Annotated in this window: 14 protein-coding genes; 7 read left to right on the top strand and 7 right to left on the bottom strand. The window is 50.8% G+C overall.

Annotated features, from left to right (window positions below):
• Nucleotides 1–419: 419 nt before the first annotated feature.
• The 5 genes from FOA19_RS13655 to FOA19_RS13635 form a co-directional block, all read right to left on the bottom strand.
• Complete coding sequence (locus FOA19_RS13655) at nucleotides 420–932, bottom strand: FKBP-type peptidyl-prolyl cis-trans isomerase (RefSeq protein WP_149091355.1); 513 nt, start codon at nucleotides 930–932, stop codon at nucleotides 420–422.
• Between the two features lie 156 nt (nucleotides 933–1,088).
• Nucleotides 1,089–3,053 (bottom strand): AAA domain-containing protein, encoded by a 1,965-nt coding sequence (locus tag FOA19_RS13650; RefSeq protein ID WP_149091354.1) that lies wholly within the window; start codon nucleotides 3,051–3,053, stop codon nucleotides 1,089–1,091.
• 100 nt (nucleotides 3,054–3,153) lie between these two features.
• Complete coding sequence (locus tag FOA19_RS13645; RefSeq protein WP_149091353.1) at nucleotides 3,154–3,519, bottom strand: hypothetical protein; 366 nt, start codon at nucleotides 3,517–3,519, stop codon at nucleotides 3,154–3,156.
• Nucleotides 3,516–4,370 carry a hypothetical protein gene (locus FOA19_RS13640; protein WP_149091352.1) on the bottom strand — a complete coding sequence of 285 codons (855 nt, stop codon included), beginning with the start codon at nucleotides 4,368–4,370 and terminating at the stop codon, nucleotides 3,516–3,518. Before FOA19_RS13640 ends, FOA19_RS13645 begins: the two co-directional genes overlap by 4 nt.
• A 552-nt stretch (nucleotides 4,371–4,922) precedes the next feature.
• Nucleotides 4,923–6,710 (bottom strand): DUF885 domain-containing protein, encoded by a 1,788-nt coding sequence (locus tag FOA19_RS13635; protein WP_149091351.1) that lies wholly within the window; start codon nucleotides 6,708–6,710, stop codon nucleotides 4,923–4,925.
• Between the two features lie 294 nt (nucleotides 6,711–7,004).
• On the opposite strand from FOA19_RS13635, the gene FOA19_RS13630 reads away from it, so the two are divergent.
• From FOA19_RS13630 to FOA19_RS13610, 5 genes are all read left to right on the top strand, one after another.
• Nucleotides 7,005–7,799, top strand: a complete 795-nt coding sequence (locus FOA19_RS13630) for a thymidylate synthase (RefSeq protein WP_149091350.1) — start codon at nucleotides 7,005–7,007, stop codon at nucleotides 7,797–7,799.
• Nucleotides 7,800–7,830: 31 nt separating this feature from the next.
• Nucleotides 7,831–9,054 (top strand): hypothetical protein, encoded by a 1,224-nt coding sequence (locus tag FOA19_RS13625; RefSeq protein WP_149091349.1) that lies wholly within the window; start codon nucleotides 7,831–7,833, stop codon nucleotides 9,052–9,054.
• A gap of 173 nt (nucleotides 9,055–9,227) precedes the next feature.
• Nucleotides 9,228–9,671, top strand: coding sequence for a DinB family protein (locus tag FOA19_RS13620; protein WP_149091348.1), 444 nt, complete (start codon nucleotides 9,228–9,230; stop codon nucleotides 9,669–9,671).
• A gap of 109 nt (nucleotides 9,672–9,780) precedes the next feature.
• Nucleotides 9,781–10,977, top strand: a complete 1,197-nt coding sequence (locus tag FOA19_RS13615; protein ID WP_223808893.1) for an MFS transporter — start codon at nucleotides 9,781–9,783, stop codon at nucleotides 10,975–10,977.
• Nucleotides 10,978–11,416: 439 nt separating this feature from the next.
• Nucleotides 11,417–12,817: a Gfo/Idh/MocA family protein gene (locus FOA19_RS13610; RefSeq protein ID WP_149091347.1), complete on the top strand. Its 1,401-nt coding sequence runs from the start codon at nucleotides 11,417–11,419 to the stop codon at nucleotides 12,815–12,817.
• Between the two features lie 253 nt (nucleotides 12,818–13,070).
• Here the strand turns inward: FOA19_RS13610 and FOA19_RS13605 are convergent, their stop codons facing one another.
• Together FOA19_RS13605 and FOA19_RS13600 are read right to left on the bottom strand one after the other, a co-directional pair.
• Nucleotides 13,071–14,423, bottom strand: coding sequence for a sensor histidine kinase (locus FOA19_RS13605; RefSeq protein WP_149091346.1), 1,353 nt, complete (start codon nucleotides 14,421–14,423; stop codon nucleotides 13,071–13,073).
• Nucleotides 14,413–15,771, bottom strand: a complete 1,359-nt coding sequence (locus FOA19_RS13600; RefSeq protein ID WP_149091345.1) for a sigma-54-dependent transcriptional regulator — start codon at nucleotides 15,769–15,771, stop codon at nucleotides 14,413–14,415. Before FOA19_RS13600 ends, FOA19_RS13605 begins: the two co-directional genes overlap by 11 nt.
• 393 nt (nucleotides 15,772–16,164) lie before the next feature.
• On the opposite strand from FOA19_RS13600, the gene FOA19_RS13595 reads away from it, so the two are divergent.
• Together FOA19_RS13595 and FOA19_RS13590 are read left to right on the top strand one after the other, a co-directional pair.
• A complete protein-coding gene (locus FOA19_RS13595) occupies nucleotides 16,165–16,866 on the top strand; it encodes an ABC transporter ATP-binding protein (protein WP_149091344.1) in 702 nt (233 codons plus the stop codon).
• A gap of 79 nt (nucleotides 16,867–16,945) precedes the next feature.
• Nucleotides 16,946–19,366 (top strand): ABC transporter permease, encoded by a 2,421-nt coding sequence (locus tag FOA19_RS13590; RefSeq protein WP_149091343.1) that lies wholly within the window; start codon nucleotides 16,946–16,948, stop codon nucleotides 19,364–19,366.
• Nucleotides 19,367–19,431: the final 65 nt, after the last annotated feature.

Below are 19,431 nucleotides of genomic sequence, written 5' to 3'. Positions count from 1 at the left end.
ATCCATCGGTTTTTATAATTTTTTAGTGACCAAAAACAAAACACATGGTCTTGAGAAGGAAAGAAGCATTATGGGAAGACTGTGATGTACAGACGCTTTGCCATTGCAACTTTGGAGTCTAAAACTTCCATCACTTCCAACATCATTTTTGGCTTTAACTTCCTTAAACTTAGTCTTTAGAACTACAAACGCGCACTGAAACTTTCAATTGACAATGCTGGCACCCTGAAGCAATATAAACTTGTGGAGGACGAGTTAAAGAGAGGATGCTAAAAGGGTTTTGAACCGTTTTTATTTAAAGGCCAGTTTCTTGAAAAAGCCTTAAAAACAGAACAGCCAACCCATTAAGGTTGGCTGTTCTGTTTGCTTATATTACCAGATTAGAAACAACTTGGTTTCTTGTGGTTACTGGTTGAATATTAATGGTGGTGCCCGCCTTCGCCGTGCACGTGGCCGTGGGAGATTTCTTCTTTGGTGGCTTCGCGTACGCTGATCACTTTGCCTTCAAAGTGCATGTCCATGCCGGCAAGTGGGTGGTTGAAGTCCATGAGTACGTGGTCTTGCTCCACGCTTACAATGCGGCCCTGCATGTGGTTGCCTTCGTTGTCAGACATGGGAATGTAGTTGCCTACCTGCACCATATCCTCGTCAATTTTGCCGTCTACCTCAAACACGTTCTTAGGTACGGGTACAATGGCAGACTCGTCCAGGTCGCCGTATCCTTCATCAGAGGCCACGGTGAATTTGAATGTGTCACCCGCAGCTTTGCCTTCCAGTTCCTGCTCAAATTTCTCAGGCAGACCGCTCACACCAAACAAAAAGACCATCGGATTTTCTTCGTCGGCGGTTTCCACCAGGGTGTCTTCGCCTTCTTCGTCGGTAACACGTAGCTCGTAGGTGAGCGACACCACTTTGTTCTCTTCTATTTTCATTTGGTGAACCGTTTATGGTTGATAGATGTAAAGGTAGAAATTCAGCGGAAAGTATCACGCATTTCGGCCGGGGCCAAAAAGGGAGACCATCGGTTTTGGGCTCGTTTTTGAAAAAGTCCCTTTATTGCCTCTAACGTGGCAGCCGCGCCAAAGGATTTATTCAGGGTCGGTGGAAAGCAGTTCCCAGGCGCTGCGGTAAGCCCCAATGTTCTCGGCGTATGTCAGGAATTCCTGGTAGAAGGGGTGCTGCCCCAGCGTGGCGCTGTCGCCCACAATCACCATCTTCTTTTTGGCCCTGGTCATGGCCACGTTCATCCGCCTGATATCCGCCAGGAAACCTATCTCTCCCTCAGGGTTGCTGCGCACCATGCTGATGTAGATAATGTCGCGCTCCTGGCCCTGGAAAGAGTCTACCGTCCCCACCGAGAGTTGCCGGCGCGCCTGCATGGCCGCCAGTTTGGGCTGATGCTCTACCTGATCATTGAGGTAGTTGATCTGGGCGCGGTACGGCGAAATAATCCCGATGCGCAACGGTTTCTCGGGGAGTTCCTCGTCCTTGCCCACGGGTTCATACGGCATGAGCAGGTTCACCAGGTGCTTGATCAGGACATCGGCTTCCTCGGGGTTGGCGGTACTGCTGCCCTCGCCAATGGTCTGGTCATTGAAGCCGCAGCCGGCCGTGTCAATGAACTCCACAATGAGTCCGGGCTGGAACACCGGGTGTACGTCGGGCAGGGTGGCAGAGGCCACGCTTTGGTGGGCCTGCAGCTCGCCGCGGTAAAACTGCCCGTTGGAGAAGCCCATGATGTGCTCGTGCATGCGGTACTGGGTGGTGAGCATGACGGCGGTCTCGGGTTGGCGCTCAATGCACTTCTCAAACAGGGTTCTGGCCAGTCCGCCGCGCTCGGCAGCCATGGATTTGACGGTGGGCGGCAACTGGTGGTGGTCGCCGGCCAGCACCACGCGGTTTGCCCGGGTGATGGGAATCCAGCAGGCGGGTTCCAGGGCCTGTGCGGCCTCGTCAATGAACACGGTGTCGTACTGCAGGTGGCGAATGGCCCGGTTCGCAGAGCCCACCAGCGTACAGGTGATTACCTCCACGTGGTCCAGCAGATCCTCGGTGATGTAATCTTCTATGTCATCGGCCTGGGACAGGATGCGCTTGCTTTCCTCTTTCATGAACTGGCGTTGCTGCCGCTCCTCATGTCCGAAATTGCGCTTGTACTGGCCCGCCATGGACTTGTATTCCTGCGCCTGTTTCCGGAGCTTTTTGAGTTGCTTGTATTCGCGGTGGTGCATGATCTGGGAATCCAGGGTGTGTTCCAGCAGGACCTCAGACACCCTGGACGGGTTCCCGATGCGGATGACATTCACGCCTTGTTCGGCCAGTTTCTCGGTGAGCAGGTCCACGGCGGTGTTGCTGGGAGCCGTGACCAACAGTTTCTTCTCACCCGCTTCCAAAGTCTTCAGGATGGCTTGTACCAGGGTGGTGGTTTTGCCAGTGCCCGGAGGTCCGTGGATGATGGCTACATCCTTGGCCTGCATCATGTTCTTGACGGCGGCGTTCTGCGAGTCATTGAGGGCCGGAATGGGGGTGACCTCGCGCTCGCGGCGGAAGATGGCGGGTTCGGCACCCAGGAGGATATCACGCAATTGCGCCAACCGGGTTTTCTCCGCCTCCATCACCTTCATGAGGGCGAACTCCATCTCACGGTAACTCACCTCGTCAAAGGTCAATTCCACGCCTAGGCGCGAGCCGCCTTCAATCCAGTCGGGGAGGTCTTCGCGGGAAGTGGCCAGGCGCAGTTTGTTGCGCTTCACTTCCAGCACCACGCCGTTGAGGGCACCGCCTTCGCCGTTGGTGAAAAGAGCCGCCGAGGAACCGGCCTGGAACATGTGCAGCTGGTCGCGGCCCGAGATGCGCTCCAGTTCCACCACCATCTTGTTGCCAAAACCCACCTGCTGTTTGATCACGTTCACCGGATACCAGCAGATGCCCAGGCGCTTGCGCTCGGTGATGCTGGTCTGGGCGTTTTTGAGTTGGTATTGTTTGCGGTCCTCGTCCTGCTCTAGTTTCAGGAGCGCCCGCACGTCTAATAATTCGTTCAGAATTTTGTCCATTTATGTGGTAAGACGCTAGATAGTAGATTTTGGATACTGGATTCTTAGATATCTCTCCAGAATCAGTCTTTCTAACATCTAGCGCTTAAATACTAATGTCTTATGAAAAGAATGAATGGCTGCAGTTCTGGCACTTGTACACGGTGGTGCCGGCGTAAACCAACTTCTTCCACCAGGCCAGATCGCGCTCAGGCCATACGTATACGGAGCCGCAATGGGGGCAGGTTTGCGCCTCCTCGCTGATTTGAGCTTGTTTTTGGGAAAACTCCTCTAAAACGGGCTGAGCCGCCGCGAGGTCTTTTTTCTGGAGCTGAAGCTGGTAGTACAACCCATCGCCGAAGGGTAGGCTGGGCGGCCCGCAGGTTTTGACCATAGCCACTACGCCCACCTGGGTAAGGGCATTGTACAGCCCGATGGCCTCGGTGTAGGTTAGGTATTTGGCCGCGGGCACCAGGCGTTCACTCATGCTTTCACGCGCTTCGCATCGCGGTTGCTGGCCAACTGACCTCGGAGCCGCACAATATAGCCCACCAGCACCAGGCACAGCATGGCGAAGAAAGCGGCAATGGCGTCATGGTCAAACCGGGCATCTTTAGACGCCTGCAATTGCTCCTCCAGGTCTTTCACCTTGCGGTCTTTGTTTCTGAGCAGGTTCTGGGCGTTGGCCAGGGAGGTTTTGAGGTCGTAGATGTTGTCGGTGATGACGCGTTTGTCGCCGCGTACCTGGCTGTTGAGTTTTTTGGACTCGGCTTCCAATTCAGCGGCCCGTTTGGCCATGGCACGGCGGGTCTCCAGGTTAGACTGCTCTACCGCCTGAATGATCTGCTCATCTTTCTGCAGAACTTCTTTGAGGGCTTCTACCACAGCCAGCAGGTCTTCTTTAGAGGCCTTGCCCCAGAAATTGTTGCTCTGGGTTTTGAGGTAGTCATATTTGAGCACCAACTGCTCCCGCTCAATGATAAGCCGGTCTACTTTGCTCAGCCGCTGGGTAACGGCAGAGGGTTTGTTTGGGCTCTCCGCCGCAGCACCTGCCGTCGCACCCGCTGCCGCAGCAGTAGGGTTGGTTTGGCCCGTAGGCGTTTGGGTGGTAGTGGCTGCCGAGGTAGAAACCGCCGTACCTGGCTTTACCGGTGTGGTAGTGGTTTGGGGACTCTGCTTCTTTATAATAGCATTGACTTTCGCTCCCAGGTTAGAATCTTGTCCTTTGGCGACAGCAGGCTTGCTGCTGGCAGGAGGCGTGGCCAGGGTTTGGGCCGTGGCGTTCACAGCGGGCTGCAGCAAACAGAAAGCAATCAGGGCAGGGTATACGATCTTCATAAATTCGAAATGCTACTATAAATACTTGCACTTAAGGTGATTATCCTTTCTCCAGCTTTCTGGTTAAGGATTGATGTTGTAAAAATACGCCAAAAACGACAGATGGCTTACATTAATCCTGCCAGATATTCATTCAGGCTCTTCTACTTGCTATTATAAATAACTACCAAGGTGGAAGATGAATTTTGATGTGTAAGTAGAGCCCTTTGAATATGTATCTAATATATGAAAATATTTCAATCTTTAGTTCTATACAAGCGCAAGCTTTAAGGTGAAGCCAAGGTAGAAACAGGGCGTTCTTATTTGGATAAAGCCTTTATCTATAGGTGTTTTCCGGCAGTGTAGGGGGTTCACTGCCTGTGTTAATATTACTACGGAAAAATACCCTATAAAGGATTCCGAAATAAGCAGTTTAGAGTAGCTGATGGGGCTTCACAAAGCATCATTCTTTAGTTAAATAAAAAGCCTGCAGTGAAGTGACTGCAGGCTTTTTAATTTTTGGTGGAGAAAGTCAGAATTCTAACTTCTGTGGAATAGGAATTGGGTTTACTTCTACTGCGCTTTGGCCCAGCTGTCCATTTTCTTCTCCAACACGCTCAAAGGCATGTTGCCGTCTTTGAGCAGTTCATCATGGAAAGAAGCCAGCTTGAACTGATCGCCTAGTTCTTTCTCGTATTTGGCCCGCAGTTCCCTGATCTTCAATTGGCCAATCTTGTAAGACAACGCCTGGCCGGGAATAGCCATGTACCGCTCAATCTCCGCAATGGCGCCTTCCTCAGAAATGGCTTCGTTGGCCATCATGTACTGGATGGCTTCCTCGCGGGTCATGCCTTTGGTGTGCATGCCAACGTCTACCACCAGGCGGATGGCCCGGTGCATCTCGTCACCCAGGGCGCCCATGTTTTGGTACGGATCTGAGTAGAGGCCCAATTCCTTGCCTAGTGATTCGGTGTAGAGTGCCCAGCCTTCGCCGTAGGCTCCGTACCAGCTGAAGCGACGGAACTTAGGCAGATTCTCGTTTTCCTGCTGCAAAGAAATCTGGTAGTGGTGGCCCGGAATGGCCTCGTGCAGGAACAGTGATTCCATGCCCGAGGTGGTGTTGAACTTGGTGGCGTCTAAGATAGGCACGTAGAAAATACCGGGCCGGGAACCGTCTGGCGAGCCCTGGTTGTACTCAGCCGAGGCAGAAGCCGCCCGGAAAGCCTCGGTCTGGCGGATCTCAAACGGAGTCTTAGGCGTGCGGCCAAACATCTTCTGGAGGTTGGGAGTAATCTTGGCCTGGATAGCGCGGAAGGCATTCAACACCTCCTCCGGATTTTTGTAAGGCGTGAACTTGGGATCGTTGCGGAGGAAAGTGAAGAACTCCTCCATGGTTCCTTTGAAGCCCACCTGTTCTTTCACCTTCACCATTTCGCCGTGGATGCGCTTTACTTCCTGCTGGCCGGTTTTGTAGATTTCGTTCGGGGTCTGGTCCGTAGTGGTCCAATACTTCACATAGTAGGTATAGAGGTCCTTGCCGCCCGGAATGTCCTGTATGCCGGTGTTGGTGCGGGATTTAGTCAGATATTCCTGCTGCAGAAAAGTGGCAAGTTTTTGATACGTAGGCACTAACTGCGTGCTGATGGCTTGTTTGTAGGCCTGGGTCAGGCGCTGCCGGTCTGCCGCCGGAACCTCGGCGGGGAAATTCTGGATGGGTCCGTAGAACAAGCTTTTGGTAGGGTCAGAGACCACCATGCTCTGCATCTGCGGGATCATTTTGGTGACAAGTGGTTTAGGCAACACCACCCCGGCCGCCATGCCTCTTCTCAGGTTGCTGATAGCGCTATCGGCCCAAAGGGTGAAGCCCTGCACCCGGCCCAGCCAGTTCTCGTAGTCCTTGGTGGTCTTGAACGGCTGGTTTCCGGTGCCCGATCCCAGTTGGCCCATGGTGAGCGGCAAGCCCCAGAACTGCTGGAACGGGATCATCCAGGTGTTGCGTTGGAGTCCTTCCAGGCGGGTTTTGGTCTCGTACTCAAAAATGTCGTAGCTGATCTGGTCGTTGGCGTTCAGGTCCTCGCGCTTAAACTGGTGCAACTTGTCTTGGTATTGCTGGTAGAAGGTTTTAAGGCTGTCCCGAAAGGCTTGGGTGTTGTCATTGGGCAGGAGGTGGTTGTACCGGTTATCGCCCTGGGCGGTGGCATCCAGCGGAAAGAACCGGGCGTTCTGCTCCCAATAGTTCTCAAATAGGGTGGTAAGCTGCGTATTGTTGGCCACGTTAGCGGCCGCGGTGGTCTCTGCCTTTTTCTGGCAGGAGGAAAGCAGCGCTCCGGCCAATACAGCCGATAGCATCAATTTTTTCATAGGGTCTTGTTTGTGGTTGGCTAAGGGCTCTAAAGATAGGTAACAAAAAGCTTGGCCCGTTCCTTCAGGCGCATAGACCGCAGAAAAAATAGGAGCGGGGTTTTAACCAACTCTTTTAGAGGCGTTTTCAGGAAAACGCCCCTAATACGGGCACCTATTTCAAGATGGTATTACGGGTATTGCGTGGCGAAATGGAGGGGGTACTTTTAGGGGCTTCCCTTTGGTAGTGGGCACTTTTTGCTAACTTCAAGCTTCTAACCCTCTATTTTCCATCAGACCTTACTTATTAACCATATGCAGGCTTACTTAGATTTAATGCGCCACATTCTGGACAACGGCGTGAAGAAAGAAGACCGTACCGGCACGGGTACGTTGAGTGTGTTTGGCTATCAGATGCGGTTTAACCTGCAGGAGGGCTTCCCGTTGGTGACTACCAAGAAAGTGCACCTGAAGTCTATTATCTACGAGCTGCTATGGTTTCTGCGCGGCGAGACCAACGTGCGCTGGCTGCAGGAGCGAGGCGTAAGCATCTGGAACGAATGGGCCGATGAAAACGGGGACCTGGGACCGGTGTATGGCTCGCAGTGGCGTTCCTGGCCAACCCCCGACGGTGGCCACATTGACCAGATCACCCAGGTGATCAACCAGATCAAAAACAACCCCGACTCGCGCCGCCTCATTGTGAGTGCCTGGAACGTGGCCGAGGTCAACAACATGAAACTGCCGCCTTGCCATGCCTTTTTCCAGTTCTACGTAGCCGAGGGCAAACTATCCTGCCAACTCTACCAACGCTCCGCCGATGTTTTCTTAGGCGTACCCTTCAACATTGCCTCGTACGCGCTGCTCACCATGATGGTAGCCCAGGTGTGCGACCTGGAACCCGGCGAGTTCATCTGGACCGGCGGTGACACGCACCTCTACACGAACCACCTGGAGCAAACTGAACTGCAGCTTTCCCGCGAGCCGCGCCCGCTGCCTAAGATGAAGATTAACCCCGAAGTGAAAGATATTTTCGGGTTTTCTTTTGAGGATTTCACGCTGGAAGACTACCAGCCGTGGCCGGGGATTAAGGCGCCGGTGGCGGTGTAAACTTTATTCACTTATTTAATTTAGAAAAAATATGCCATATACTGCTAAAGTATTCCGAATTCTAATAGCATCTCCAAGTGATGTTGAAGAAGAAAGAGAAATTATAGCAAGAGTTATTCAAGAATGGAATGATTTGCATTCATATGATAAAAAAGTTGTTCTATTGCCTTTGAGATGGGAAACGCATGCTTCACCAGAAATGGGTAAAAGACCTCAAGAATTTATTAATAGGGATGTAGTTGACTATTGTGATATGGCAATAGGAGTTTTTTGGACAAGAATAGGTTCGCCAACTGAAGATTTTGATAGTGGAACAATAGAGGAAATTGAAAAAGTGGGTGCCAATGGTAAAATTGTTATGCTCTATTTTTCTAAAGCCAAAGTTGAATTAGATAATGTTGACTTAGAACAATATAAAAAGTTAAAAGAATTTAAGAAAAAAACATATGATAATGGCTTAGTTGAAAATTACAAAAATATTTTAGATTTTAGGGATAAGCTTTACAAGCATTTAGAAATTAAAACTAGGCAATTAATAAATGAATCTATTTCAAGTAAAGATTTTTCTTTACTTCCAAATTTAGAATTAGGATTTTTAAGTAATGATTTTAAATTTAAGGATAAAATTAATTTAAAATTAAAAAATTTTATTGTAGAGAGTATTGATGATGTTCCTGATTATAAAGAGATTAAAAAGATAGACAATAGTATAACAAAAACTAAAGATGGTACAGCATTTATAATTTCACACAATTCTATAGATACAGTTAATAAGGATTTTTATAGAGAGTACATCGAATACTTTGTGTTAAATGAAAAGACTGAACAAATTAATTTTTATTTAACGAATACTAGTCAAATAAGTATTAGAGATATCTATGTTGAAATCGAAATACCCTTCAGTCCTGATTACATTTTATCTGAAACTGCATTGAAAGTGCCATATAAAACCAAAAATAGGTTTTATGGGGGCGGAGATATAAATTTGTCTAATTTTAATTCTACAATGTTTAAAATTGAAGAAGGTAAAGATAAATATTATATTTCTTTTGAGGTAAGTGCTTTGCAGCCTCAAAGGTCAATAGATTTATATAAAGGGTTTTATTTATCAGTATTTAATCAAACTAATATTATTTTAACTGCTAAAGTTTATGCTGATTGTTTTCCTAAGCCATTAAATATCGAAAAATCGATTGTTGTAGATAAAGAAAATGTGCAAATTGATGCTTTAGAATTTATTAAAAGTTTAAATTAATCTCCCTACTATTGTCTTAACCCAATTAGCCTGTACCTCTCTCTAATTTGTGGGCAATGCAGAGCTTCTTAAGCTAATTCCTAAGTTTCATCTATAAACAAGTTTATTCAGCCATTTGACCTCAGCAGTGCAGATACTTTTTATTCTTTTTGCCTAAGTTTTAAACCAATAAAATGAAATCTGAATTGATCAAGTTGTATATCCGAGACCTTGACAGATTTAAAAGTGAAATAGAAGCATTTCAGGTGGAGAGCAATCTTTGGGTAACCAAAGGAGAGGTAAAGAATTCAGCCGGGAACTTATCCTTACATCTGGTCGGGAATCTGAAAACGTATATCGGGAAGAACTTAGGTAATTACCCGTATGTAAGAAACCGAGAGGCCGAGTTTAGCTTGAAAGATGTGCCTGCACAAGAACTGGTAAAGCAGATGGAGGAAACAAAAGAAGTTGTGCTACAATCTTTTCACCACCTGAGGGAAGAACAATTAGAAGAACCCCACAAAGAGGAGGTGCTGGGGTATGCCATGACAAACCAGTATTTTCTAATCCATTTACTAGCTCACCTGTCTTACCATTTAGGGCAGATCAACTACCTAAGAAGGGTTTTAGAAGAATAAAGCGTTCAGCATCAGTTTGCTGTACTACGGGTACTAACGCTGCCTACACACCGCCGAACCATTCTTTTGGTATTCCTTTATCTTGTCTCTTTCAATAACCTGTTTTTAGTTGACCAACACGCTGCCTTCAACCCCAAAGCATATCCTTCCCACCATTGTGCTGGCTCAATTTGCCTGTACCTCGTTGTGGTTCGCGGGCAATGCGGTGCTGCCAAACCTTATTCCGCAGTTTCACTTAGAGGCCAGTTCGCTCAGTCATCTTACCTCGGCGGTGCAGTTGGGCTTTATTCTGGGTACGCTGGTTTTTGCCGTGTTTACCATTTCTGACCGGTTTTCGCCTTCCTGGGTGTTCCTGGTGTGCGCTGTGGCAGGAGCGGGGTTTAACTTGAGTCTTTTGCTAGCCAATGGTTTTCCGGCCCTGGTTCTTTCCCGGTTTCTCACGGGCTTCTGCCTGGCCGGCATTTACCCGGTGGGCATGAAAATAGCCTCGGATTACCACCAGAAAGGATTGGGCAAGGCTTTGGGATTTCTGGTAGGAGCCTTGGTGTTGGGCACTGCGTTTCCGCATCTGCTTAAAAGTATGACAGAGGGATTGCCCTGGCGCTACGTGATTTGGGCCACCTCAGGCTTAGCCGTGCTAGGCGGATTCAGTTTGTTTGCGCTGGTGCCAAACGGTCCTTTCAGAAGCCATAGCAGCCAACCAGATTTCAAGGCCTTTTTCCAGATCTTCCGGCAAAAAGAGTTTCGGGCGGCTGCTTTTGGGTACTTCGGACACATGTGGGAGCTGTACACGTTCTGGGCGTTTGTGCCCTTCATCCTGGCCCTGTACGCCGAAGCCCATCCTGAAACGCCCCTCAACAATCCTTTGCTTTCCTTTACCATTATTGCGGTGGGCGCCCTGGCCTGCGTAGCCGGTGGTTTTCTGGCCGGGAACATCGGGAGCGCCAAAACGGCTTTCGGCGCCTTGGCGGTTTCCATGGTGTGCTGCCTGGTATCGCCGTGGCTGTTTCAGATGTCCTTGCCGTTGTTCCTAGGCTTGTTGCTGGTGTGGGGCCTGGCCGTGGTCATGGATTCGCCGCAGTTCTCCACGCTGGTGGCCCAATCTGCCCCGGCGCAAGCCAAAGGAACGGCCCTGACCATCGTGAACTCCCTGGGGTTTGCCATCACCATCATGAGCATCCAGTTTCTGCGCAGCCTGCAAGCCGATGTGTCTCCCCGCTACTGGTTTCTGTTCCTGGCCCTCGGCCCACTGTTGGGTTTGCTGGCCATGCGGCGATTACTAAGGAGTACAGCAGCAGTCAAGTGAACGTAACGGATGCGTGGGTAAGCCTCTGATTATAGGCTGTTTTTTTTAAAAGACGTTGGAAACAGCATAACCTTTTCTCTAGAACAAGATGATTTCTGTTCTGATCTGCTCTGCTACGTCTTACTACTAGTACGTGTTCTAGCCGTCCCCCTTTGAAGGGGGTAGGGGGATGATGACGTTTGCTGATCAAAGTATTTTTATATCTAATAAAGTCGTCTTGGTCTTGGCAATCGTCTATTGCTTCTTCTCCTGCTTTTGTCATCCCTCATCAAAGGGAACGGCAAGGGTGGTATTGCTTTGGCCCTTGGAGCGTTCCTATTACCGCTATGTTACGGATGCGCATTCTATTATAATCGGGTAAACATTTCTGAAAAAGGAGGGTTTAAAAAAGAAGTCTGTCAGGAAGGCAGGCGTTTTCTGTTCATTTTAAACAAATAGTATGTTTCCCCTAGACAGACTGTTGACGCTGGTACCCGATGAATTTACCCAACCGGTAAGCCGGAAAAGTTTTCTGCAAATGGCTGGAAAAGGCATGGCCGCCGGCGTAGTAGGCGGGTTTATGGCTTCCTGCCAAACCACCAAAACGACCACAGGTCAAGCCTCCGAGGTAGGAAGTACTAACGCACCCACTGGCCAGAACGTACCCAAACTGCCGGCGGTCTCACCCCCGGCGCAGGTGCCTTCCAAGCCAGACGAGCCCATTAAACTGGAAGCCTGGAAATCAGACGCTGATCGCCAGTCCGGACCCACGCCTACACCCATGCCCCCGGACCAGCGGGTAGGCTATGCCCTGGTAGGATTAGGCCACTTAACTCTAGAAGAGTTGCTGCCTGCTTTTGGGCAATGCAAGAAGTCAAAACCAGTCGCCCTGGTGAGCGGCAGTCCCGAGAAGATGCGCAAGGTAGCCCAGCAGTACGGCATCAAACCCGAGAACTGTTACAGCTACGAGACCTACGATCAGCTCAAAGACAATCCCGAGGTACAGGTCATCTACATTGTGCTGCCCAACGCCCTTCACGCCGAGTACACCATCCGTGGCGCCAAAGCGGGCAAGCACATTCTCTGTGAAAAGCCCATGGCCAACTCATCGGCAGAATGCCAGGCCATGATTGACGCTTGCCGCAAAGCCAACCGCAAACTCATGGTGGCCTACCGCATCCAGTACGAGCCGTACAACCGGCACGTGCGGCAGTTGGTGCAGGACAAGAAATTTGGCGAGGTGAAATTTATAGAAGCGTTCAACTGCCAAAGCTCGGCCAACCCACAGCATTGGCGGCACAAGAAAGCCTTAGCCGGCGGTGGCGCCCTGCCCGATATTGGCTTGTACTGCCTCAACACGCTGCGGTTTTTGCTGGGCACAGAACCCACCGAGGTCTCTGCGTACCAATACAGCACGCCCGGCAACCCGCTGTTCAAGGAGGTGGAAGAGCTGATGTCCTGGCAAATGAAGTTCCCAAACGGCATTTACGCCTCGTGCGCCACCCACTACAACACCCACGAGAGCCGCCGTTACCGGGTGCTTTGCGAGCGCGGATGGATCAACATGGATCCGGCTTTTTCCTACACCGGCCAACAGATGAAAACCTCCCGCGCCGACGGAATGCTGGTCCGGAAAGAAGACATAGACATCGCCCACAAAAACCAGTTCGCCACCGAGATGGACCATTTCTCTGAGTGCGTGCTAAAAGACCTTACGCCCTACACCCCAGGCGAAGAAGGCCTGCAAGACCACCGCATCATGGAAGCCATCTACCATTCCGCCAAAGAAGGTCGCTCGGTAAAACTGCCAGCAGTATCCAAAAAAGACGCGTTCAGAGGACCAGAACCGAAGTTGGAGTAGTTATCAGTTTCATAAAAGAGAGATTCTCCCCTTGAGGGGAGCGAAGAGGGGTGTTTACATCCGCTGATAACGCTTATTTGAACTGTAGGGGCAATCCCTTGTGGTTGCCCTTGCGCTAGCCAATCCATGTAATGAGAAATTATCAGCTATGCGTGTTCTCCTGTGTAAACACCCCTCTTAATCTCCCCTCAAGGGGAGAGTCTCCACTGTAAGTACTCGCTGAATTTGATTATACATCTATTTCAAGCCTGTTTTACTTAAAAAACAGGAAAAACGAGGTGCCTTTGCCTTCTTCAGACTGCACTTGGATGGTGCCTTTGTGCAGCATGATGATCTGTTTGCAAAGGCTCAGGCCAATGCCGCTGCCGTTTTTCTTGCTGCTGAAGAATGGGATAAAGATTTTCTCCTGCACTTGCTTGGACATGCCGCTGCCGTTGTCGGAGATTTTGAGTACTACTTTTCCCTCAGAGGAAGCGTAGGCCGATAAGGTGATTTCCGGGGCGGGTTGTTCTTTCACGGCATCCACGGCGTTGACCAGCAGGTTGATCAGAACCTGGTCCAGGAGATTGGGATCGGCTTCCAAAGTCAGGTTTTCTTCCTGTAGGAGCAGGTTGAGCTGGATGTTCTTCTGGGCTAGGGAAGGCAGCATGAGCCGGCGCAGGTTCTGGAAAATGTCCTGTACCAACAGGCGCTCTTTGTTCAGGTGCGTGATCTTGCTTAAGTTGCGGTACGTCTGCGCGAACTTCAACAAGCCCTGGCTCCGGTATTTGATCGTGCTGATGCCTTCCTCTAAATCCTCCAGATCGGTGGCCGAGACGCCGTTGGGTACGGTGATTTGCAGCCGGTCTTTCAAGGTATCAGCGAGGGAAGAGATGGGCGCAATGGAGTTCATAATCTCGTGGGTCATCACGTTCAAAAGCTTCTGCCAGGCCGCCGATTCGGTTTCCTCCAGGGCATCGTTCACGTTCTGGAAGGCCACCAGTTTGTACCTTTTGCCCTCGTTCTGGAATACCGTGGCCGAAAGCATGAACTTGTAGGTGCTTCGTTCCAGGCTGGGCGTCTGGATAAGCGCAATCTTGGGGTGGCCCGGCGGCAGGCTCTGCACCTCGGCGTACAGGCTGGGGTCCCGTCTCTCCAGCGCGTGCACCGATTTCAAGAAAGGCATCTGCAAGAGCTTTTTCAGTGACTCATTCATCAACACCACCTCGCCGCTGTCCAGGTTATACGACATGATGCCCGTGTCTACCAGTTCAAGAATGCGTTGCAGGTGCTGGTGCTGGGTCTCTTTTTCCTGGTTGATGGTTTTAAACGTGGTGTTGATCTGGTTGAAGCCTTTTCTCAGGTGCAGCAGCTGCGGCGAAGTAGGTTTTTCACTGAAGTACCGGTTGAAGTCGCGGTAGTGGATGGCCTCAATGAACAGGTTCAGCTCTTCCTGGGCTTTTTTCAGAAAATGGTACAGCTCATACACTTGGTACAGCAGCAGCGGTACCAAAAACACCAGCAACTCGGCCCAGCCTTTGACTATGACAATGGAAGGCGTGCTCAACGTCAATAGCAGCAGGAAAACCCGCAATAGCAGCTTGGCTTCAAAGTTCTTAAAGCTCATACTTGCCTAGTCTTCTGTACAGCGCGGTGCGGGTGATGCCCAGTTCTTTGGCGGCTTTGGTCATGACCCCGTTGTGTTTCTCCAGTACCCTGATGATGGTAGCTTTCTCCAGCTCCTCCAGGTTGGTAGCCGTGGGTTGAACCGCCACTTCCTGAGACGTTTCAATGGGGGAGAAGATGATGTCCTTGGCGTCCAGCGCCTGGTCATCGGCCATGATCACAGCGCGCTCTATGGCGTACTGCAGTTCGCGCACGTTGCCGGGGAAAGGATAGCTTTTCAGTTTTTCTACGGCCCGGTTGGTAAGGTCCAGCTGGGGTTTCAGGTATTTATCTGCGTAGACTTTGATGTAGTGGCGGGCCAGCAGAATCACATCATTGCCGCGTTTGCGCAGGGGCGGCACCACAATCTCCACGGTATTGATGCGGTAAATCAAGTCTTTCCGGAACCGGGCATCACTGGCCAGGTCTGCTAAGGAAACGTTGGTGGCGCAAAGGAGCCGCACGTCCACGTTGATCGGCTCGTTGGAACCTACCCGTATCACCTGGCGGTTCTGCAACACACTCAATAGTTTGGCTTGCTGCTGCAAAGAGATGTTGCCGATTTCGTCCAGGAAAATGGTGCCTTTGTTCGCCGCCTCAAACCGACCAGCGCGTTCTTCGCGGGCATCGGTGAAGGCGCCTTTCTTGTGCCCGAACAACTCACTTTCAAACAACGACTCAGTCAGCGCACCCACGTCTACCTTGATGAATGGCTGGTTAGCGCGCAAAGAGTGTTGGTGCAGCGCCTTGGCGATGAGTTCCTTGCCCGTGCCGTTTTCGCCCAGGATGAGGATGTTGGCATCGGTGGGCGCTACTTTCTTGATCTTGTAGAAGATGTCCTGCATGGCCTCCGACTCGCCCAGCAGTTCCATCCCAAAGCCAAGTGTTTTGTCCGGGGCTGCGGCCGAAGAAGCGCCTTTCACCTGTCCGCTTACGGCTTCCTGCAGCGTGTTGAGCAGTTTCTCGTTGTGCCACGGCTTCACCACAAAATCATAGGCGCCTTCCTTAAGCGACCGGATGGCCAGGTCAATATCGCCGTAGGCGGTGATCATGATCACGGCGGCGCTGGATTTGAGCCGTTTTATTTCTTTTAGCCAGAAAATGCCCTCGTTGCCCGTGTTGATGGAAGAGGCGAAGTTCATGTCCAGCAAAATCACGTCAAAACTGTGCTGCTTCAAAAGCGAGGGCAGGTTCTCGGGGTTTTTATCTACCACAATCTCTTTTACCTGTGGCCGCAGCAGGAGCCGTACCGCGGTCAGCACATCGGGGTCATCGTCAATCACCAGAACAGAGGCCTTCTTCAATTGCATAGGTAAAAGGTATAAAGGGTATGTAGGGTTGTCATCGTCAACTCGCAGTGGTTAAACTGCCCAGGCACTTGCCAGAAGAAGTTTGTTTTAAGGCTGATTTCAATAAAACAGGCCTGAAACAGTAAGCCGAATTGTGGATGAATTTCTAAAAGGATCCGGTTCATCTTCTGCCAGACGAAAAAACGATAATTATGCCATTCTTACAACTGCCTGAAAGTGAATGTTTTTAGGCATTAGCCTTGGGAAACCACGTGCGAAATCGCACACTATGGGAGCGAATCTGCACGCGCGGATTGCTGGTAAAACCTGTAAGTGGTTGAAAATGTGTGCGAAGCGTTTTTGGCATTTGTTCTGTATATTCTGCGGTAGGAATATTAGTCCAGACCTACACCTATGATACAGACCCAGAACTTAGAGAAAGTGTACCGCACCGATGAAATCCATACCACCGCCCTGAACAAGGTGAACCTGGAGGTAAAAGCCGGAGAGTTTGTGGCGGTCATGGGCCCCTCGGGCTGCGGAAAATCAACCCTGCTGAACCTGCTGGGCCTGCTGGACGACCCGGATGCGGGCAGCCTGGTGTTCAACGGCACCGAGGTAGCCCATTTCTCAGAGCGCCAGCGCGCCGATCTTCGCAAAAGTAGCATCGGGTTCGTGTTCCAGAGCTTCAACCTCATTGACGAGCTCACCGTGTTTGAGAACGTGGAATTGCCTTTGATCTACCTGGGCGTGAAGAACCCGGAGCGGCGCCGGCGGGTAGAGGAGGTGCTGGAGAAAGTGCAGATCACGCACCGCATGAACCATTACCCGCAACAGCTCTCGGGCGGACAGCAGCAGCGCGTAGCCGTGGCCCGGGCCGTGGTGAACCAGCCGCCGCTCATCCTCGCCGATGAGCCCACCGGGAACCTGGATTCCAGCAACGGCAACGAGGTCATGGACCTGCTTTCTGAACTCAACCGCCAGGGCACCACCATCATCATGGTGACCCACTCGGAGCACGATGCCCGCTACAGCCACCGAATTATCCGGATGCTGGATGGCCAGACCATCATGACCGAAGTGACCGCTGATCAGGCCCAGGTTACCCTGGCATAGCCATTGGTACTTTCCAGAAATCCATGTACGAATCCCTCGCTGTAATTAACTTTAAAAGAATCCTTGAAAGCCTAGTTATATGTTCCAGAACTACTTTAAGATAGCCTACCGTAACCTGCTTCGACACAAAGGCTTCAGCTTCATTAATATTGCCGGTCTGGCTTTGGGTTTGACCGCCTGCCTGCTGCTGGGGCTGTTTGTGTACGACGAGCTGCAGTACGACAAATTCCTGCCCGAAGGGGAGCGGGTGTACCGCGTCTATAACAACGTGCAGTCAGAAGAATCCACGGACCAGATTGCCTGTGTGCCCCCAATGTTTGGCACCACCCTTAAGGAAGATTTTCCGGAGGTAGAGACCATGTTACGCATCATCATGCAACCTTGGGAGGGGCAGAGCCTGGTGGAGGCGGGCGATAAGAAGATGTATGAAAAGGGCGGCTTGGTCTCTGACCCTACGTTCTTCCAGGTATTTCCGCTCAAATTCATCTATGGCTCGCCGGAGAAAGTGTTGGATGACCCTGCCTCGGTGGTGATCTCAGATAAGTTTTCCGACAGGGTTTTCGGGACGGCTGACCCGGTGGGGAAGAAAATTACCATTGACAAAGAATCTTACCTGGTGAAAGGGGTATTTGAAAGCAACCCCAAGTTTCACCTGCCGGTCAACTTTGTGGTAAACATCGCCAGAATGCAGCTGGAGCCTGAACGCATGAAAAGCTGGGGTTGGCAACAGTTCTATACTTATGTTAAATTGAAGAAAGGTGCAGATCCAGCTTTACTGCTTTCCAAGTTCCAGGCCGAGACAAGAAAGCAGATTGACGAAGAAACCCACCAGCCTTTCAAGTACACGCCGGCCCTGCAGCCCCTGCGGGAAGTGCACCTGTACTCCGCCAGTTTCAAATATGACCAATCTATCCGGGGCAACATTACCTATGTGAAGGCCTTAAGCGTGATTGCCCTCTTCATCCTGGTCATTGCCTGCTTTAACTTCGTGAACCTGGCAACGGCCAAATCCCTGCAGCGGGCCAAGGAAGTGGGGGTGCGGAAAACCATCGGGGCTAGCCGTGGGCAGTTGATGTTGCAGTTCCTGGGCGAGACCTTGTTGCTTACGTTCATCAGCGTGGTGTTCGCTGCGGCGCTTACGTCCTTGCTCTTGCCTTCATTGAATGCATTTACCGAAAAGGAAATGGCGTTCAATATCTTCTCCAGCCCTGGATTGCTCTTGCTGCTGTTAGGCTTGTTACTGGTGGTGGGTATTCTGGCCGGGCTTTACCCCGCGGTAGTGCTGGCGAACTTCAAGCCGGTGAGCGTACTTAAAGGCGGGTTAGCAATTACCAACGGTCCTGGTAAAACCCCGTGGTTGCGACATAGCCTTATTGTGCTGCAGTTCTCCTTGTCGGTGTTCCTCATCATTTGCGCCGTGGTGGTTTACCAGCAGGTGAGTTTCCTGCACAACAAAGACCTGGGGTTCAACAAAGACCAAATTATGTTCTTTGAGATGCGGGGTGACAACATGTACAAAAACTATGAAACCTTCAAAACCGAGTTACTGAAAAACCCCAACGTGGCCAGCGTATCCATCGGGTACGGTTTTCCGGGAGATGCTACCGCCGGAGATGGCATCTATATTACCAAAAACGGGGAGCGGGTGAGCCACTCGGTCACGCACCTCATGGTAGACTATGACTACATTAATACGTTGGGGCTGAAGTTGGTAGCAGGCCGCGGTTTATCCAAAGAGTTTCCCACCGATAAAGACGCGGCTTTCGTCATCAACGAGACGGCCGTAAAGGAACTGGGATTTGGAACGCCGCAGAAGGCTTTGGGGCAAAAGATGGAATGGAAGATGTGGGCCGAAAAAGACACCATTAAAAAAGGCGAAGTGGTGGGCGTGGTAAAGGATTTCCACTTCAAGAGCCTGTTCGATAAAATGGACCCTACCATCCTGCAGATTTTCCCGGGTGCCAACTGGAAGGTGGCCGTTAAAATGAAAAGCAGCAACGTGGCTGGAGGCATTGCCCACGTGAAGAACGTCTGGGATGGTTTCTCTCCGGAGTACCCCATTGAATACAAGTTCATGGATGACAACTTTGAGGTGATGTACAAATCTGAGGACAAGCTGAAAACCCTGCTCTGGATCTTTACCGGCATGGCAATATTTGTGGGTTGCCTGGGATTGTTCGGGTTGGCGGCCTACGCCGCTGAGCGCCGGAAAAAGGAAATCGGAATCCGGAAGATTCTGGGTGCAGAAACCTCTTCCATCGTATCCTTGCTGTCTAAGGAATTCCTGAAACTGGTTCTAATTGCCGCCCTGATTGCCATGCCGTTGGCCTGGTTCGCCATGCGCAAGTGGCTGGAGGACTTCGCTTACCGCATTGACATTCCACTTTGGGTGTTTGGGGCCGCGGTAATTTTAGCCGGCGTGGTTGCCTTCCTTACCGTGAGTTATCAGGCCCTCAGGGCTGCCACCCTCAACCCAGTCAAAAACCTCCGGATGGATTGATTTCTGAATCAAATTCTTTCTTACAAAAGGTTCTAAATTAAGGCTCCCGCGTTTTGGGTCTGTTT

The sequence above is a fragment of the Rufibacter hautae genome, from assembly GCF_008271695.1.
Lineage (GTDB): Bacteria > Bacteroidota > Bacteroidia > Cytophagales > Hymenobacteraceae > Nibribacter > Nibribacter hautae.
This window is presented reverse-complemented; position numbering and strand designations above follow the sequence as displayed.

Excerpts from the sequence above, each read along its gene's own strand:
- FOA19_RS13655 (WP_149091355.1), bottom strand. The coding sequence starts at position 932 with ATGAAAATAGAAGAGAACAAAGTGGTGTCGCTCACCTACGAGCTACGT.
- FOA19_RS13650 (WP_149091354.1), bottom strand. The coding sequence starts at position 3,053 with ATGGACAAAATTCTGAACGAATTATTAGACGTGCGGGCGCTCCTGAAA.
- FOA19_RS13645 (WP_149091353.1), bottom strand. The coding sequence starts at position 3,519 with ATGAGTGAACGCCTGGTGCCCGCGGCCAAATACCTAACCTACACCGAG.
- FOA19_RS13640 (WP_149091352.1), bottom strand. The coding sequence starts at position 4,370 with ATGAAGATCGTATACCCTGCCCTGATTGCTTTCTGTTTGCTGCAGCCC.
- FOA19_RS13635 (WP_149091351.1), bottom strand. The coding sequence starts at position 6,710 with ATGAAAAAATTGATGCTATCGGCTGTATTGGCCGGAGCGCTGCTTTCC.
- FOA19_RS13630 (WP_149091350.1), top strand. The coding sequence starts at position 7,005 with ATGCAGGCTTACTTAGATTTAATGCGCCACATTCTGGACAACGGCGTG.
- FOA19_RS13625 (WP_149091349.1), top strand. The coding sequence starts at position 7,831 with ATGCCATATACTGCTAAAGTATTCCGAATTCTAATAGCATCTCCAAGT.
- FOA19_RS13620 (WP_149091348.1), top strand. The coding sequence starts at position 9,228 with ATGAAATCTGAATTGATCAAGTTGTATATCCGAGACCTTGACAGATTT.
- FOA19_RS13610 (WP_149091347.1), top strand. The coding sequence starts at position 11,417 with ATGTTTCCCCTAGACAGACTGTTGACGCTGGTACCCGATGAATTTACC.
- FOA19_RS13605 (WP_149091346.1), bottom strand. The coding sequence starts at position 14,423 with ATGAGCTTTAAGAACTTTGAAGCCAAGCTGCTATTGCGGGTTTTCCTG.
- FOA19_RS13600 (WP_149091345.1), bottom strand. The coding sequence starts at position 15,771 with ATGCAATTGAAGAAGGCCTCTGTTCTGGTGATTGACGATGACCCCGAT.
- FOA19_RS13595 (WP_149091344.1), top strand. The coding sequence starts at position 16,165 with ATGATACAGACCCAGAACTTAGAGAAAGTGTACCGCACCGATGAAATC.
- FOA19_RS13590 (WP_149091343.1), top strand. The coding sequence starts at position 16,946 with ATGTTCCAGAACTACTTTAAGATAGCCTACCGTAACCTGCTTCGACAC.